The organism is Bremerella alba (assembly GCF_013618625.1).
Taxonomy (GTDB): Bacteria; Planctomycetota; Planctomycetia; order Pirellulales; family Pirellulaceae; genus Bremerella; species Bremerella alba.
In genome coordinates, this window is the sequence record NZ_JABRWO010000002.1 from 305,235 (window position 1) to 322,018 (window position 16,784).

11 protein-coding genes are annotated in these 16,784 nt (G+C 54.0%); 3 read left to right on the forward strand and 8 right to left on the reverse strand.

The features are described 5' to 3' along the window. Positions 1 to 197 precede the first annotated feature (197 nt). From HOV93_RS04390 to HOV93_RS04410, 5 genes are all read right to left on the reverse strand, one after another. On the reverse strand, positions 198 to 1,454 hold the full coding sequence (locus tag HOV93_RS04390) for a nucleoside permease (protein ID WP_207395247.1): 1,257 nt from the start codon (positions 1,452 to 1,454) through the stop codon (positions 198 to 200). A gap of 110 nt (positions 1,455 to 1,564) precedes the next feature. Continuing rightward, positions 1,565 to 3,016, reverse strand: coding sequence for a sulfatase (locus HOV93_RS04395; protein WP_207395248.1), 1,452 nt, complete (start codon positions 3,014 to 3,016; stop codon positions 1,565 to 1,567). Positions 3,017 to 3,137: 121 nt separating this feature from the next. Beyond that, complete coding sequence (pckA, locus tag HOV93_RS04400) at positions 3,138 to 4,736, reverse strand: phosphoenolpyruvate carboxykinase (ATP) (protein ID WP_207395249.1); 1,599 nt, start codon at positions 4,734 to 4,736, stop codon at positions 3,138 to 3,140. 236 nt (positions 4,737 to 4,972) lie between these two features. Next, positions 4,973 to 6,448: a DUF1501 domain-containing protein gene (locus tag HOV93_RS04405; RefSeq protein ID WP_207395250.1), complete on the reverse strand. Its 1,476-nt coding sequence runs from the start codon at positions 6,446 to 6,448 to the stop codon at positions 4,973 to 4,975. A gap of 66 nt (positions 6,449 to 6,514) precedes the next feature. Further along, the gene (locus tag HOV93_RS04410; RefSeq protein ID WP_207395251.1) at positions 6,515 to 8,965 is read right to left on the reverse strand and encodes a PSD1 and planctomycete cytochrome C domain-containing protein; all 2,451 of its coding nucleotides are present in this window, start codon (positions 8,963 to 8,965) and stop codon (positions 6,515 to 6,517) included. A 388-nt stretch (positions 8,966 to 9,353) separates the two neighbouring features. Between HOV93_RS04410 and HOV93_RS04415 the strand changes: the two genes are divergently transcribed. The 3 genes from HOV93_RS04415 (at position 9,354) to HOV93_RS04425 (ending at position 12,678) form a co-directional block, all read left to right on the forward strand. Beyond that, positions 9,354 to 10,526, forward strand: a complete 1,173-nt coding sequence (locus HOV93_RS04415; protein ID WP_207395252.1) for a XylR family transcriptional regulator — start codon at positions 9,354 to 9,356, stop codon at positions 10,524 to 10,526. A 554-nt stretch (positions 10,527 to 11,080) separates the two neighbouring features. Beyond that, positions 11,081 to 11,806: an SGNH/GDSL hydrolase family protein gene (locus HOV93_RS04420; protein ID WP_207395253.1), complete on the forward strand. Its 726-nt coding sequence runs from the start codon at positions 11,081 to 11,083 to the stop codon at positions 11,804 to 11,806. A gap of 98 nt (positions 11,807 to 11,904) precedes the next feature. Continuing rightward, positions 11,905 to 12,678 (forward strand): helix-turn-helix domain-containing protein, encoded by a 774-nt coding sequence (locus HOV93_RS04425; protein WP_207395254.1) that lies wholly within the window; start codon positions 11,905 to 11,907, stop codon positions 12,676 to 12,678. Positions 12,679 to 12,689: 11 nt separating this feature from the next. On the opposite strand, the gene HOV93_RS04430 is transcribed toward HOV93_RS04425, so the two are convergent. The 3 genes from HOV93_RS04430 to HOV93_RS04440 form a co-directional block, all read right to left on the reverse strand. Further along, entirely contained in the window at positions 12,690 to 13,811 is a 1,122-nt protein-coding gene (locus HOV93_RS04430) for a VWA domain-containing protein (protein ID WP_207395255.1), read from the reverse strand. Positions 13,812 to 14,230: 419 nt separating this feature from the next. Then, positions 14,231 to 15,052 carry a hypothetical protein gene (locus HOV93_RS04435; RefSeq protein ID WP_207395256.1) on the reverse strand — a complete coding sequence of 274 codons (822 nt, stop codon included), beginning with the start codon at positions 15,050 to 15,052 and terminating at the stop codon, positions 14,231 to 14,233. 141 nt (positions 15,053 to 15,193) lie between these two features. Beyond that, positions 15,194 to 16,783, reverse strand: a complete 1,590-nt coding sequence (locus tag HOV93_RS04440) for an ammonia-forming cytochrome c nitrite reductase subunit c552 (RefSeq protein ID WP_207395257.1) — start codon at positions 16,781 to 16,783, stop codon at positions 15,194 to 15,196. Position 16,784: the final 1 nt, after the last annotated feature.

Sequence of the window (16,784 nt, forward strand, 5' to 3'; positions counted from 1 at the left end):
GTCACGTCTTTAGAGTGTCAAACTACGAGCTTTAGAAAAACTCGGCAAATCGCAACAAGTTTTCTCATCAAGTGGGATAAACCACGTAAAAACAGGCACTTACGATCGACCAAAAGTGTCCAGCATCTACAAAAAACGCCGCTCACGTCGAACCGTGGCGGCGTTTTTTCAGGATGATTTAGTGCGAATCGTCGCGCTTAATGCGTCGGTTCGGTCGCTGGGGCGTCTTCGGTACCGTAGCCAGTCTCATCGTCCGAGGCGTCGACTTTGTCGTTAAAGAGGATCCCGAACAGAATCATGACGACTCCCGAGGCAATACATGGAACAAGCCAGAGCATCTGCCAATTGGTGACACCATCGGTGGTCAACGAGCTTTTCAGCGTTTGCATCATCGGTGCCCCAATCCCCAGCCCCAACCCCTGGGTAACCAGGACGAGGAATCCTTGGGCCTGGGCTCGGATGTTCTTGGGGCACTTCTTGTCGGTGTAGATAAAACCGGTCACGAAGAAGAAGTCGTAACAAATACCGTGCAGCAAGATACCGAGGATCACCATCGGGTAGGCTAAGTCGCCGCCAATCGCGGCTCCACCAGCAAACAATCCGTAGCGGATCACCCAAGCAGCCATGCCAACAAACAGCATCCACTTCACACCCAGGCGCGAGAAGAAGAACGGCATCAGCAGCATAAACAAGATCTCTGAGCCCTGCCCTAGCGGCATCCAAGTACCTGGTTTGCTGAAGCCAATATCCCCGACGAAAACAGGAGCAAACGCATAGTAGGCTGCCAGAGGAATACAGATCAGGAACGAACCGAGAATAAACACCAGGAAGGAACGTTCCTTCATCATCGATAAGGCATCCAAACCGGCAATCTCCCCGAAGGTAACGGCCTTGCCAGCCGAAGGCGGAGGCGTGTGCGGTAAAGAGAAACTGAAGATCCCCAGCACAACCCCTGCCGTTGCGGTCACATAGAACATGGTCGCGGATGTGTCTGCGCCTAAGACGTAACTCACCGTCAGGTTAGCTACGATCCAGCCGATCGTGCCGAACACTCGAATAATCGGGAACTGCTTTTCCTGGTCATCAATGTTCTGGAAAGCCAGCGTGTTGGTAAGCCCTAACGTCGGCATGTAGCACAAGACATGCAATAACAAAGTGAATAGAAACGCGGTCGAGCTGATCGTCGCGGTCGTTGGAGCCGCAAACATGGCGACCGCCCCAAGCAGGTGCAGCACGCCCAGAACCCGCTCGGTTGCGAAATACCGGTCGGCGATAAAGCCGAGGAAAAACGGTGAAATGATCGCTGCGATTGGAGCGACCGTGTAGGCCCAGCCGATCTGGTCTTCCATGCCATGGGCGGCCATGAAATTACCGACCGTTACGTACCATGCTCCCCAAACAAAGAATTGGAGAAACATCATCACCGAGAGTCCGATGAACTTGGAATTCAGCATCAACCAGGTTCCTTCTAGCGTTCTTTCACGCGGAATAGCTATTTAATTGGTGGGATGTTGGGGCTCGATTGTAGCTCAGCTAGCAAACTTCACAATCCGGGGACAGTGTTCTATTTCGCGCCACGACGAACCTTGGGATTAGGCTGCGGCATCTTGGCGTTCATTTGCTTTTGCCAGGCTTGCAGCTTTTCGCGAAGCTCGGTCGTCTTTACCGGCTGCGACCTGCTCAAGTCGTTTTGCTCGCCGGGATCGCTGGCCAGATTGTAAAGTTCGACCTTGTCGTATTCATAAAATTCGATCAACTTCCAATCACCGTCACGGATTGACGCCCCAGGCGTCCAGGTCGAACCATGATAGTGCGGATAATGCCAGTACAGCGTGCGTGCTTCCGGCGACTTCTCCCCTTCCAGCAAACTTACCAACGACTGGCCGTCGGCATGTAGCTCAGGCTGTAGCGGCAATGCGGCGAGTTCCAGCATCGTAGGGAAGAAATCAGTACTCACGACCGAAGCTTCCGAGACGCTCCCGGCGGTGGTGACGCCTGGGGCACGTACGATCATGGGGCTCCGGACGCCTCCTTCATATAACCAACCTTTCCCACTTCGCAGTGGCAGGTTGCTCGTAGGACCAGGACGACGTAGCGTACAAAGGCCACCATTATCAGAGAAGAAACAGACGACCGTATTCTCGTCCAGCTTCAATTCTTCAAGCTTATCGACGATCTCCCCTACGCTTTGATCGACGGCAGCCACCATCGAAGCATAGTCGGCGTTGTCTTGCCGACCACGCGATTGTCCCTTGTGTTCGACAATGGTGGGCGTTTTTCCCTCGAAAGTCTTCTGGCCCTTCTCCTGAAAATGGTCGACCCGTTTTTTGTAGGGGGTAATCGGCGAATGGACGTTGTAGTAGCAGAGATATAGGAAGAACGGCTTTTCCTTGTCACGCGTTTCCAGGAACTGGATCGACTCTTCGGTCAGCCGCTCGGTGAGGTATTCGCCATCCTCCTTCGCTTTTAGCGTAGGGTTGGTCCAAGGAGCATAGTAGCCGCCGGGGGGCGAACCCTTGTGATTGCCGCCGATGTTGGTGTCGAAACCTTGATCGGTGGGCCAATGACCTTCGTCCCCCAAATGCCATTTGCCAGCAAAGAAGGTCTGGTACCCCTCCCCTTTCAGCACCTCGGCGATCGTCACTTCGTCTAACGCTAGATTATCGCGATCAAGGACCTGCAGAAACTTGCCTGTGTTTCGATTGCCGGGGATCCAGTCGGTCACATCGACGCGAACCGGGTGACGTCCGGTCAGAATCGAGGCCCTTGTCGGAGAACAAACGGGGCAAGCGGTATAGGCCTGATTAAACTTCATTCCGCTCGAGGCCAACGCGTCGATGTTGGGGGTCTCGTGGAAGGTACTGCCATAGCACGACACGTCTGCCCAGCCCAGGTCATCTACAAGAAAGAAGACGAAGTTCGGCCGTTTGGCTTCGGCGGCTTGAACAGAGGTTACGCCCAAACAGCCTAAAATCAGTAGGAATAACAGTAGGCCGGGGAAGATTCGAGTCGTCATGCCGTCTCATCTCCAGGTGGGGGAATCGCGATGCCAACCGGCCCAAACGATTCAATCCGCGCAGGCCGATGTTTGAGCATAATCGGAATCGAGACGAGATTCACCCAGTGGATAGCCGGTTTCAGACAGAAGTTTCTGCAACGGGCCCTGCCTCGCGTACCGCTTCACTTACCCCCGAGGTGTACTTCTGGAAGTTGTCAATAAATAGTGACGCGAGTTTCGAGGCCGTCTTGTCGTACTCGGCTGCATCCTTCCAAGTGCCTTTGGGGCTGAGCATCTCGCTAGGAACGCCCGGGCATTCTTGAAGTACGTGAAACCCAAACACAGGATCAACCGCCGTCAGAGCACCGGCCAAGTCGCCGCTGTGAATGGCATCGATAATGGCCCGGGTATATTTCAGCTTGATTCGCGAGCCAATACCATGGGCTCCGCCAGTCCAACCAGTGTTGACGAGCCAGACATTTGCGTTGTGCTTCTTTAGCTTGTCGGCCAAAAGCTCGGCGTATTTGCCGGGGTGCCACACCAGGAAAGGACCTCCGAAGCACGGACTGAACGTTGCTTGCGGCTCGGTAATACCCATTTCCGTTCCGGCAATCTTGGCCGTGTAGCCGGAAATGAAGTGATACATGGCCTGGGCCGGGGTCAGCTTGCTGACCGGGGGAAGCACGCCAAATGCATCGCAGGTAAGGAAGATCACATCGCTCGGATGTCCTGCCACGCAGGGAATCTTGGCGTTGCGAATGAATTCAATCGGGTATGCCCCGCGTGTATTTTGCGTGATGCTGGTATCGGTGAAGTCGACGTGATGGTCTTCTTTGTCGTAAACCACATTTTCCAGTACGGACCCAAAACGAAGCGCCTGGAAAATCTCAGGCTCGTTATCAGGCGTCAGATCGATCGCTTTCGCGTAACAGCCCCCTTCGATATTGAACACGCCGTCATCGCTCCAGCAGTGTTCGTCATCGCCAATCAAAAGCCGCTTGGGGTCGGCCGAAAGCGTTGTTTTACCGGTACCAGACAGGCCAAACAGGATACTACTGCGATCAGAATCGGGTGCACAGGTTGCACTGCAATGCATAGACAACACGCCTTGCTTGGGCATGTAGTAATTCATCATAGTGAAGACCCCCTTCTTCATTTCCCCGGCGTATTCCGTGCCGAGGATCACCATCTCGCGGTCTTCCAGATTGACGTCCACGCTGGTCTTCGAGGTCATCCCAGGCGTGTGGCGATTGGCCGGAAAGCGACCGGCGTTGTAAATCACGACGTCCGGATCGCCGAAGTTCTTAAGCTCTTCGGCGGTCGGCCGAATCAGCATTGTATGCATGAACAGCGCGTGATACGGACGCGAGCAGACAACCCGAATCTTCAATCGATATTTCGGGTCCCAACCGGCAAACGCATCGATAACATATAGCTTTTTGCGAGTATTGAGATAGTCTTTGGCTCGCTCAAGATTGATGCGGTAGGTGTGGTCTTCGATCGGAATATTAATCGGTCCCCACCAGACATCGGCCTTCGACTGGACGTCTTCGACAACTCGTTTGTCTTTGGGGGATCTGCCCGTTTTTTCGCCGCTGTAAGCGATCAAAGCTCCGGAGTCAGCGATCGCCGCGTCTTCTTCGTCGCGGATGGCTTCTTCGTAAAGGGTCGAAGGTGCCATATTCCGGCGTACATCTTCGACATCGATATCCAATCCTTTTAAATCGATCTTACTCATCGCTGCACCACTTCGTCGAAATTAAGGCCACGCATCGTATCTTTTCGTATTCTACCCCGTTTTCAAACCGACGCGACCCCGACACGCGCGCAGAAAAAAGGCGTCTTGCTCCAGAGAACAAGACGCTTCTATACCGAATGCGCAATTGAATTATCCAAAACCTACGGGTGGCTCAAAAATTCATTTCTGAGCTGCCCATTGCAGCCAATCGTCTACCTCGACGAGTTCAGCAACCACTAAGTTATGATTTCGTGAATCGGCTCGGTAGCTTCCACGCCCACCAATTTTTGATCCAAGCCACTGTAAAAATAGCTGAGGTGGTTCGGATCGAGACCCAACTGATTCAGGATCGTGGCATGGACTCGTTTGACGTGCAGCGGATTTTCAACGGCGACGGCACCCAGTTCGTCAGTTGCACCATACGAAACACCACCTTTGATACCGCCACCAGCCATCCACATAGTGAACCCGTACGAGTTGTGATCGCGACCGGTCCCCTTTTCATATTCTGCCGTGGGCTGACGACCAAACTCACCACCCCAAACAATTAGGGTGTCGTCGAGCATGCCTTTCCGCTTGAGGTCTTTGATCAGACCGGCAATCGGCTTGTCGGTGCGTCCGGCGTGGTAATTGTGGTTCTTCTCTAGGTCGCCGTGAGCATCCCAGTTGTTGTCGTTGTGGTGACCACCGGAATAAAGCTGAACGAAACGAACGCCTCGTTCCACCAATCGGCGAGCCAATAAGCAGCGGCGACCGAACTCTTCCGTCTGGGGGTTATCGATGCCGTACATCTCTTTTGTGTCTTCCGTTTCGGTCGCAATGTCGACCGCTTCGGGCGCATGCTCCTGCATACGATAGGCTAATTCATAGCTATGAATTCGTGCCGACAACTCGGTATTGTCGACTCGCGAGGCATAGTGCTGCTGATTGGCCTCCTTCATCGCATCGAGAATACGACGCTGGGCCTCTCGTGTCATTCCATCCGGCGTTGCCAGATCGATGATGGGAGCCCCCTTACCACGGAAGATCGTTCCCTGGTAGTTGGCCGGCATGAAGCCACAAGTCCAGTTCTTCGCACCACTGATCGGACCGCCGGTCGGGTCTAACATCACCACATAGCCAGGCAGGTTCTGATTGACCGTACCCAGACCGTACGTGACCCACGAACCGAGCGTCGGGAAGCCGCTTAGAATGCGTCCTGAGTTCATCATTAACATGGCCGAGCCGTGAATGGGCGAATCGGCCTGGCATGACTTCAAGAAGGCGATGTCATCGACACACGTTGCCAGGTGAGGAAATAGGTCCGAAACCCACTGTCCTGACTGGCCGTGCTGCTTGAAGTTCCACTTCGGGCCAACGACTCGCCCTTCGTTCTTTTCACCGCCGCGGCCCTTGGTCTTGACCGGCACCGTCTTACCGTCGAGGCCGTACAACTTGGGCTTGTAGTCGAATGTATCGATATGGCTTGGGCCGCCATACATGAACAGGAAGATGACGTTCTTGGCTTTCCCCTCGAACATCGGCTGCTTGGCCCCTAACGGATTGTCGAAGGACGACACACCATCGGCGGCGACGGCCTGGTTGGCCATAAAACCATCCTTGGCCAGCATGTATGTTAATGCCAGGCCAGGAAACTTGGCCCCGGCATTCCACAAGAACTCGCGGCGCGTGTTGCCACAATAACTTGGTTTGGGCATCTCCGAGTTCGACATGATCCACCTTCCTTCAAAGTATATTTCATTCACTGAACGGCCATCACTTCCACAAAGGAAGTAGCACTAGTCCAGGAAGAAGAATTCGTTCAAGTTAATCAGCATCAGGCAATACAAATCGAAAGCCCGTTGGTCATCCATGCCGTGGTCGTTCTTCAAGTCGTTGAACAGCGAAGTGCCAATCTTCACATCTTCATCGTTAACCTCACGGGCCATGACGAACAGAACTGCATGGCCGATCTGATCTTCGAGCGTGGTCGCTCCTGTTTCGCGAACGCGCCGGGCCAACTCGGTCGCTTGCTGATTGGCGAAGTCGCCGTTGATCATTCCCAACGCCTGGGCAGGCTGCGTCGTGACGAAACGATCTTCACACGGAGCGTCCGTTTCCGGGAAGTCGAAGCTCGACAGAATCGGCGTCACAAGCGATCGCTTGACATGAATATAAACGGCACGGCGTGCCTGTTCTTGGTACGTCGAATTACCCCACCCGTCGCCCGGCTTCGACTGGCCTGCCATCACTTCGGCCGAGATTTTTGGATAGAAGCCATGACCGTACATCTTTTCGTTCAGTCGACCATTGACCAGCAAGATCGAGTCCCGCACTTCTTCTGCGGTCAGTCGTCGCGAATTGAATCGCCAGAACTGATCGTTCGCCGGATCCTGGGCGAGCCCCTTCTCGGAACCTTCCGATGACATTTGATACGCCGAGGTCAACATCATCAGACGCTGCATGTGCTTGATATCCCAACCACTGCGGATGAATTCCTGCGTCAGCCAATCGAGCAGTTCCGGGTGCGTGGGAGGAGTCCCCAGTTGCCCGAAATTGCTTGACGTTCGCACTAGGCCGCGTCCGAACTGGTACTGCCAGATTCGATTGACCATCACCCGTGCCGTCATCAAGTTGTCTTCCGAGGCAATCCACTTCGCCAAGACGAGTCGACGTCCTGAAGTTTCCTGCCCGGAAGCAGGCTCTGGGATTTCCGGATTCGGATCGTTGAAGTACTTGGGGAAACCAGGCACCACAACATCGCCAGGAACGTGCGCGTTGCCACGAAGCATGATCATCGTTTCCCGTGGAGTCTTGTCGGCTTTGTTGACAGCCAGGGCAAACTCGCGAGCCGGCAAATACTTTTCCTTATCGTTGACGGCGTCCAATTGTCGCTTCAGTTCTGCGTATTCCGAAGCTTCATTGGGAACGAGTTCTGCGATGCGGTCATCCATGCGTTCCCGACGACGATTAGGATCGCGTTGGCGTTTGACGTCCTTCCGTTCATCCTGGGGGAGTTGCTCGATGGCGGCCGAGACGATCTCATTCATCCGATTCTCAATCGCCTCTCGTTCACGTCGATGGTTCTCATGAGCTGAAACGACCTCGGATGACGAGATCTCACGCTGACTGAACGAAACATCGCCGCGATTTCCGTAAGGCTTCATGCCTCGGAAGAACGAAAGGAACTGGTAGTAGTTTTCCTGACTGATCGGATCGATCTTGTGATCGTGACATCGGGCACACCCAATCGTGACCCCGAGAAACGTCTTGCTGGTAGTCGAAATGATATCGTCGTACTGGTCGAACTCGTGCAAAAGAGGATCGGCCGGCTCATCGTCCCAGACACCGAGCTTGTAATAACCGGTGGCGGTGATCGACTCTGGCGTCGGATTCTCGATTTCATCGCCGGCCAACTGTTCGACAATAAACAGATCGTATGGCTTGTTTTCGTTGAACGAACGAATCACGTAGTCGCGATACTTCCAGGCGTTTGGTTTTACGCCGTCACGCTCATAGCTGTTGGTCTCTGCGAAACGGACCAAATCAAGCCAATGACGCCCCCACTTCTCGCCGTAATGCTCGGAAGCCAGGAGCTTTTCGATCAGATTCTTCCAGGCATCAGGCGACGAATCATTCTCGAACGCTTCGATCTCTTGCTTGGTTGGTGGCAGGCCGGTCAGGTTGTAATAAGCGCGTCGAATTAGCGTCCGCTTTGACGCTCGTGCGTTGGGCTCGAGTCCCTGCTCTTCTAGGCGAGACAGAATGAACTGATCAATCGGGTTGTTTACCCACCCCTCATGCTTCGTCTCTGGCAACGGTGGATCGGTAACGGGCTCAAACGCCCAGTGACCTTGGAATTGAGCCCCCTCCTCGATCCATGTTTTGAGGATTGCCAGCTCCTCCGGCTTCACCCCCTCGCCTTCGGGGGGCATTTTTTCAAACTCGTCGTGCGAAGTAATGCGTCGAATGAGTTCGCTTTCTCCCACATTGCCAGGAACTATGGCAATCATGCCTGAGTCCGCTTCCGCGACGGCACTCTCTCGCTCGTCCAAGCGAAGACTGCTCTCTTGTTCCGCAGGTCCGTGACAGGCAAAGCACTTTTTCGCAAGAATTTGCTTCACATCGCGGTTGAATTGGACGGTCGGCTCCGAGGAATCTTGAGCCTGAACCATCCCGGTACAGGCCACCACGAGAAGGCCAATCAATGCAGTCGACCGAAACCGCACAACATCACTTAAGTAGAGCATATTTAGTAACTTACAGCGTAGTTGAGGTAGGACTATGCTTGCTGAAGCGGGGGGCTTTCGACAAGGCATCGCTAGGATTGAGAGAAGCTTTACTCTATCGCCCTCTCTATTCTTCACATTGTAAGGGGGCGAATCAATGAGATTTACCGAAAACGGATTGAGAGTCTTTCCCTAGTTGCTATCACCCGCGGCAGTTTGACTTACGATCCGAGGTTCGATTGCATGGCAGCCGAGGTTCTCTATAAGTTTCACCATACTTTGCGCCAGTAATAAATCCTGGAAAATTTGTGCTAACAATTACCTCATGATTGCGTTTGAGAATCATTTCGGCCCATAATGGGAATCCTGTTCCGACAAGCAACCTCATCGCATTCTGAGTCCCTTTTCTATGCAACGTCGCCGCGTCATGCTCATTGTTGAGACCTCGCTCGTTTATGGTCGCGAGGTCCTCCGTGGAATCAATCGTTATGTTGTGGCAAATGAGCCTTGGTCGATGTTCGTCGACCTTAGAGAACTGGCCTATCGCCCCCCAGCCTGGCTAGAGAACTGGGATGGCGACGGCATCATCACACGCAGTACGACCCCTGCTCTCGCTGAACAGCTAAAGGCATGGAACATTCCCACTGTCGATCTTACCGACATTTACGGGGATCAAGGCCTCCCACACATCGGCACCGATCACGAAGCTGTCGGGCGAATGGGTGCGGCTCATTTGCTGGAGCGGGGGTTCCGCAACTTCGCCTTTTGCGGTTTCAGCGGACACAACTGGTCAACGCGTCGCTACCAAGGTTTCAAAGACGCGATCGAGAAGACGGCCGGTCCAGTGGAACTGCTCGAAGGGCCCTGGGACAGCTCTTCCGCACTTACCTGGGAACAACAACAAGCCCAACTTTGCAATTGGCTGCGAGGACTTCCCCGCCCGATCGGTATCATGGCCTGTAACGACATGCGAGGTCAGCATGTGCTCGACGCTTGCCGTCGGATCACCGCTGCTGTTCCGGAAGAAGTTGCTGTGATCGGTGTCGATAACGACGAGCTGGTCTGCGAGCTCTGCGATCCGCCCCTTTCCAGCGTGATGCCCAACCCACAGCGAATCGGTTTTGAGGCCGCCGCCTTGCTCGATCGGCTGATGAAAGGGGAGGCACCAACCCAGATGAGCAAGCTGGTCGAACCGCTGGGAATCGTTACTCGCCAGTCGACCGATGTTCTGGCCATCGAAGACCCGCTGGTTGATTCGGCAGTGAAGTACATACGACAGCACGCGTGCGACGGCATATCGGTGGTCGACGTCTTGCAGCACGTCCCTGTCTCGCGAAGCATCCTCGAACGTCGCTTTCGCAAATTCATTGGCCGCAGTCCTCAGTCTGAGATCCGCAACGTGCAGCTCAAACGCGTGAAACAACTGCTACGAGAAACCGACCTCCCGCTAGAACGCATCGCCGGGCTATCTGGCTACGACCACCCCGAGTACATGAGCGTCGTCTTTAAACGCGAACTGGGACAAACGCCGGGGCAGTATCGCACCCAAAACGTGAAGGGTGCCTCGCGGCGATTCCGATAGCCGTGCAGGTCGTTCGCCGCTAATTACGGGCAGGTTTCAAGATGCAGACATAGGCACTTCGATCTCGTATTGAGAATGGACAACCGTTGACAAAGCCATCGCTCGAGCGAATATAACTCGAACAATATCCACCTTTCTTTGCGAACCTCTAGCGGTTCATGCTGTCCCGTTTCTTGACCGATCGACTGCCAGCTTGGATTACATCTTTTTGGTAAAGTAAAGCTGTCTGAGCAACAACTTCGTCGATAGGTCTTTTCTTCAACGATCGTGAAACGCATTTTAGTTATTTGCTTGTCGTTGGCGTTGGCATGGTCGTTCGCAAGTCGCACCGGCAAACGGCTCGCCTGGTTCTGTAGCGTACCTATGGCTCGAAAACCACGAGGCAGAGGCTGAACGCGTTTGATATTTCCTTTTCCCGGTTAAGACACCAGGAGTCGTAATGCGCTGCCATTAAAGACGATATCGACGAATCTATTGATTGAGATTGCCAGTGAATTCGATTACTATTTCAGTGAGTCCTACCTGCCTGCCCCTCCCTCATACGAGCGCAACCTATGTCGAAAGTCACGTCGATCGCCTTGGCCTTGGCCCTTCTACTTACTACCACTCTGATTGCTGCCGATAAGCCTGGCAAATGGGCAGAAACGCCAAACCCTAAATTGCCGAACGTGCTGATCTTGGGAGATTCCATTTCCATTGGCTACACGCTCCAGGTGCGGGAACTACTTGAAGGCAAAGCGAACGTCTTCCGCCCCCATACGGCCGACGGCACCAAGGCAGAGAATTGCAGCGGGACTACCAAAGGGGTCGCGTCGATCGATCGTTGGTTGGGGGATCGCAAATGGGACGTGATCCACTTCAACTGGGGACTGCACGACTTGAAACACGTCACCGAACCCGGAGGGAACACGATTTCCAAGAAGGCCACAGATCCGCCCCAGGCGACTGTCGATCAGTATGCGATCAACGTTGAAAAGATCGTCCAACAGTTGAGCAAAAGTGGAGCAACACTCATCTTTGCCACGACTACCCCGGTTGTTCCCAACACCAATGGACCACTTCGCGAAGCGGACGCGCCCCCCAAATACAATGCGGCAGCCACTAAGATCATGAAAGAGCATGGCATCACGGTGAACGACCTTTTCGCGTTCTGCGAGCCGCAAATCGAGAAACTACAACGCCCTAAAAATGTGCACTTTACCTCCCAAGGCTCGCAGGCCCTGGCCGAGCAGGTTGCCGCAGCTATCGAAACGGCCCTCAATTCAAAAGACGGCAAGTAAAGTGCCTGCAGACGGTAACCGGCTTCCGACGTGACGAGACGGCCTGGGTTATGGTAGAAAAGTAGCTTCCCGATTTATCAAGCTCTTCGGTAATATCCATGCACTCGGACTTTCAGCAACAGTTCTTCGCTGAGATGGGGCCCCGGCACCAGTTTCAGTTTTTGTACGATGCGATCCCGGATGTATTCTTCTTCACCAAAGACCGGGAAAGCCGCATGGTTTGGGCCAACCGGCAGCTAATCAAACGGTTAGGTGCTAGAAGCGAAGAGGACGTGATCGGGGCAAACGATTCCAAATTCTTCCCCCTGGAAATCGCCAAGAAGTATCGGGCCGACGACTGCTTTGTGATGGAAACCAGCCAACCGATCAACAACCGGGTCGAGGTTTTCTACAACGAGACCAAAATTCTCGACTGGCATATTACTAGCAAGATCCCGCTATTTAATGCCGACGGTAGCCAGGTGATCGGCGTGGCGGGTGTTATGCGTAGCTACAAGGCCGGTAAGCGGTGGGCAGCACCCGCTTCCGAGATTGAAGAGATCGTGGAGTACATGCGAACCCCCGAAGGCTCGCTGGCCACCGTCGAGGAACTTGCCGAAAGGGCTCACCTTTCGTCACGACAGTTGAATCGAAAATTCCAGGCCGTGTTCGGCATGAGCGTCCGCGATTTTAAGATCCGCACCCGGCTCAATTCGGCGGCAGACGATTTGACCAAAACCGAACTTTCGGTCTGCCAGATTGCGGTCGATCACGACTTCTCAGATCAAAGCACCTTTAGCCGGTTATTCCGCAAGCATATGGGCATGACCCCCTTGGAATACCGGCGAAGCTATCGAAATCAGATGGTCGCCGGTCACGACAACCAAGACTGAATGCCACCTGCTTATTTCAGCTTGATGCCCCAGATACCGTTGCGTTCTTTATTACGCGGAATAGGACCGTTCATTTTCATCAGCTGCTTACCCTCATCGGTGATTCCTACGTCTTTGTAAGAGCCTGCGTGGGCCTCGGCGATGGCGGCGAATTTATCGCGATCCTGCTTCTTCACCTGCATTCCCATGGTGTGGATCGTAATCCCTTTGAGCGACGTTTTCGCGAGTTCAATGTCGGCCTTATCGGTGAACGCCCCGTCTCCGAGAATATAAACCAGATCGGGCTTCAAATTCAGCGCCAGAGTAATCGCATCCCGGCCATCGGTTCTCCAGCACATCTGGACGGTACCGAGCCACTCGCGGACAAGCTTCTTATTCTTGTCATTGGCGTTTATCATGTCCGTAGCCGGTGTGGGGTAGAACAGCGGATAGGCCGTATCGCTGTAAAAGACGATGTAGAACTTCTGCTTTGCCGACAGCGAATCGATTGCCTTGTCGAGTTCGACCAACGCGGTCTCCATTCGGCCCGAGGTCATACTGGCAGAGTTATCCACGACAAAACAAATGCGTTGCCCTTTGGCTTTGGTGCCAAAGAACCTTGCCATCTTGCCCACTTCATCCCCTAGGCCATCGAGATCTGCCATTAAGCCGTTGGGGTCCATCCCCGCGAAGTCCGCTGGCTTGGACGGCATCAGTGAGTCTACCGAGATTGCTTCACTCATCATGGCCGCATCCGGAGTCAGGGCCGTCAATTCAAACGACTCGGACATCATCTGGGGAGCCGACATCTCGACTTCCAATTCCGGCTCAACCTCAGGCTCGAACTCGACCACCATCTCTTCGAGTTCTTCGATTGGTTCGTCGCTGGTAGCCGAAAGACTGAGCGTTTCTGGCAGTGAAGGAGGACTGATCGTCGCAACAACCAATGCCGTGAGGCCGAACACATGAAACAATAAGCTGATCAACCAAGCCGGCATGCTCCACAACGCTGCTAACTTCCACCAATTTCGTTTCGGCGAAGTCTCTTCCTCCGCAGCATCGTAAGAGTCCGCGACCTCCGAGGGCTGCGGTTCATTCTGGCGGATCGGACGACGAGAGCGGGCCTGAGGCAAGGCGGTCGTATGTTCGGTCATAACAAGATCACTCCAGCAACCCAACGAGCAGGCTGCGGGCAATAGTTCGAAATCAAGAAGAGAATTGCGAGATGAGCTACCTCTATAAGTCTTCACTTCGCAGAAACTGACACGAATTATTCCGAAAACGGCATAATATTGCGGATATTGTTGCGATAGCTTCCATTGCGACAGGATTTCCCATCTCACAGCCGCGGAATTTGGATTCGCCGCCAGCTCACCTGATCTCGACAAACGCTTGGAACCAACGGCAACTCGTTGCCTGCTAGTTCTTAGACTAACTAAATTTGCCGAGTAGATATCAGTCAAAACGCAGGAAAAAGGTCAACGGTGTCACAGACGAGTCACGGTCACGTCCTTACCGATTAGATTGCAGAAAGACAAGGGCTCGGTGTCCCGTCATTCGTCGGCAAGCCGCTTTAAGCCGCCACGGCCCGCGATCGATGCTGCTGGGCCAAGTCATGAAACTCCCGAACGATCCGAGTCTGCATAATTCGCTCGGTGGCGCACAAGATGTCGGCTACTTCCTTGCCATCCATTACACGATGATCGTAGGCAATCGTGACATCGCACTCACCGGCATCATTTAACGGGCCATAGGTTAGCGTCGAAGTAACCGGGGCACGCGGATCTAAAATTGTGACCCCCTGCCCTGCCACGGTTGTCAACGCGAATGTCCCCAGACGCTTGATGCGTTTGCGAGGCGAAAAGTGAAACCGCATCCACCACAGCAACCGACGAATGTAGAAGGGATAATAGGCTAAGCGAACTTGGTTTTTAAAAACCTCTTCGGGCGGGCCTGACTGATAACGCTCGAGCAGGCCTTGCTGCTGGTCGAGCAAACCGTTCTCGGCACTTGTAATCGGTGCGAAAAATAACCAACGCTCGTCTCCAGAGTTGCGGGAAACGACCAGGTTGCCGACGGTCTCAGGATGCTCGTAAAGATGCGGCCAGGGCCACGAAAGGTATGTTCGTCGAAGACTGGGAAACTCGACTGCGGCCAACGCATAAGCACGCAGAAATGCGACCGCCCAGGAGATTCGCCGGGGACAAGCATCTCGAACGGTGCGTAACTCTCGCAGGTCAAACGTTTTCACCTGGGATACGGTAGGCATCGTGTGGTGTAACCACATCAAATCCGTCACCAATGCCCGATGAGCTGGCATACCGGTGGGCAACCAACGCAGCCATTTTCGCGCGGCGATGGGGTCATCAGAGACAGGATTATTCGGGTTTTTCATCCGAGCTACGAAGGGCACCGGCCTGGGTCACGGATTACCACGATCAGTCTGCGGACCCCTCAACAGACGGCAGTTCAATAGATACCAAATTCCCAAGTACTCGAACAAGAGCAGCTTTCCCCTAGCGATTCGCTTAAGGGCCTACCGATTAGGCGCCTTATCGTCGGGTGTGATTCCTTCGACCTCTTTGATATCGGCTTCCGAAGGGGGGGCATCGGGGGCTCGAAGTTTAAGAGCTTCGATTTCCGCTTGGCGGCAATAGTCGATCGATTCGCTTAAGATTCGCGCCGCTTCCTGGTCGGCATGAAACCCTTTGGAATTCTCGCTACTAATGAAGTCGAGACGCCACATGCCCTTCTTTTGAAGTTCCAGAATCGGGGCTAGTTGTTCGTCCGTGGCACCCGCTGCTTTGGCCGCCAGGATAGCGTCAAGCATGGAAGTCATGGCCGCGGCCGCACGCTCGATAAGACCTTGCGTCCTGGCTTGAATGATTTCTACGCGCTGCTTCAATTCACCTTCATTCACATTGTGGCATGTTTGGCACGAGCGATTGACGCTCAGCATGGGGCTACGCACATGATGGCTACTGACTTTCATCGCCCCCTTACGTTCATACGGCATATGACAGTCAGCGCAACTCACGCCACTGCGGGCATGAATTCCCTGGCTCCACAGCTCAAACTCTGGATGCTGAGCTTTGTAGATTTTCGCGCCCGTTTCACCATGCTTGTAGTCGACAAAATCGCTACCGTCTGGGAACTTGTGATCGTCGTAGAGTTCTTCGATCTGCTCTACCTTGAGCCCGTTACCCCAGGGAAAGAAGAGGGTTTCTTTACTCGCACAGTAATACTCGACGTGACATTGGGCACAAACGAACGTTCGCATCTCGTGTCGCGAGGCATCGAGATTAGGATCGTAGTCACGCTCACGCTTTCCGTTTCGCCAACGTTCGATGCTCGGCAGATGCACGACCGGATCGTCACTTTTGGCGAGCGCGGCAATACCCTGGACAAACCCTGGCCGAGTCACTCGAATCGCCATCGTCTCGGGGTCGTGACAATCAATGCAACTCACAGGATGCGTTTGATCGTCGCCCGGCGTCCCATCAGGGGTCTTCATCAATTCGGCATGGGCGTCGGCGTAATCCATCCCGCTCATCGCTTTAAATCCTGTCATTACCGCAGGCCAATTGAAATCGGCGGCCAGATCTTCGGCGGTGACTTCGGTTTTGCCTTCTTCCATCAGGCCTAACCGGCGATAGGTAGGAATGATCGCGGCGTGGCAGTGCAGGCAAGCCCCGGCCTGGTTCCTTTCTGTGACGCGTTTGGTGGCCTCCTGATCGCTAAGCATATAGGCGTGACCGCGTGCTTCACGGTAATCAAGACTAAACGCATACCCTGCGTACAAACGCTTGAGCCAGGGATGCTCTTCCAGCTTACTGGCCGGCATCGCTTCAGACCCGCCATATTCAGATTCCTCGAAGTCGACCGTCAGCAGGTAGGTGTCGTATTGATCGGGCCAATTCACGCCCCATTTCTTGGGATCGGTCGTTACTTCGTCGACTTCCTCCAGGCGGACAAACGGAACCCGGGCTTCCTGCTTCTTCTCGAAGATATTCGTAATCAGCGCCGCCAACCCAAACGTCGCGACGGCAAACAACAGCAGCAACCCGGCCAACGAAAGAAAGGACGGACCACGGGGCGAGCTACCGGCAGAGTTGTCAGAACTCATG

Excerpts from the sequence above, each read along its gene's own strand:
- HOV93_RS04415 (WP_207395252.1), top strand. The coding sequence starts at position 9,354 with ATGCAACGTCGCCGCGTCATGCTCATTGTTGAGACCTCGCTCGTTTAT.
- HOV93_RS04405 (WP_207395250.1), bottom strand. The coding sequence starts at position 6,448 with ATGTCGAACTCGGAGATGCCCAAACCAAGTTATTGTGGCAACACGCGC.
- HOV93_RS04425 (WP_207395254.1), top strand. The coding sequence starts at position 11,905 with ATGCACTCGGACTTTCAGCAACAGTTCTTCGCTGAGATGGGGCCCCGG.
- HOV93_RS04435 (WP_207395256.1), bottom strand. The coding sequence starts at position 15,052 with ATGAAAAACCCGAATAATCCTGTCTCTGATGACCCCATCGCCGCGCGA.
- HOV93_RS04410 (WP_207395251.1), bottom strand. The coding sequence starts at position 8,965 with ATGCTCTACTTAAGTGATGTTGTGCGGTTTCGGTCGACTGCATTGATT.
- HOV93_RS04440 (WP_207395257.1), bottom strand. The coding sequence starts at position 16,783 with ATGAGTTCTGACAACTCTGCCGGTAGCTCGCCCCGTGGTCCGTCCTTT.
- HOV93_RS04430 (WP_207395255.1), bottom strand. The coding sequence starts at position 13,811 with ATGACCGAACATACGACCGCCTTGCCTCAGGCCCGCTCTCGTCGTCCG.
- HOV93_RS04420 (WP_207395253.1), top strand. The coding sequence starts at position 11,081 with ATGTCGAAAGTCACGTCGATCGCCTTGGCCTTGGCCCTTCTACTTACT.
- pckA (WP_207395249.1), bottom strand. The coding sequence starts at position 4,736 with ATGAGTAAGATCGATTTAAAAGGATTGGATATCGATGTCGAAGATGTA.
- HOV93_RS04390 (WP_207395247.1), bottom strand. The coding sequence starts at position 1,454 with ATGCTGAATTCCAAGTTCATCGGACTCTCGGTGATGATGTTTCTCCAA.
- HOV93_RS04395 (WP_207395248.1), bottom strand. The coding sequence starts at position 3,016 with ATGACGACTCGAATCTTCCCCGGCCTACTGTTATTCCTACTGATTTTA.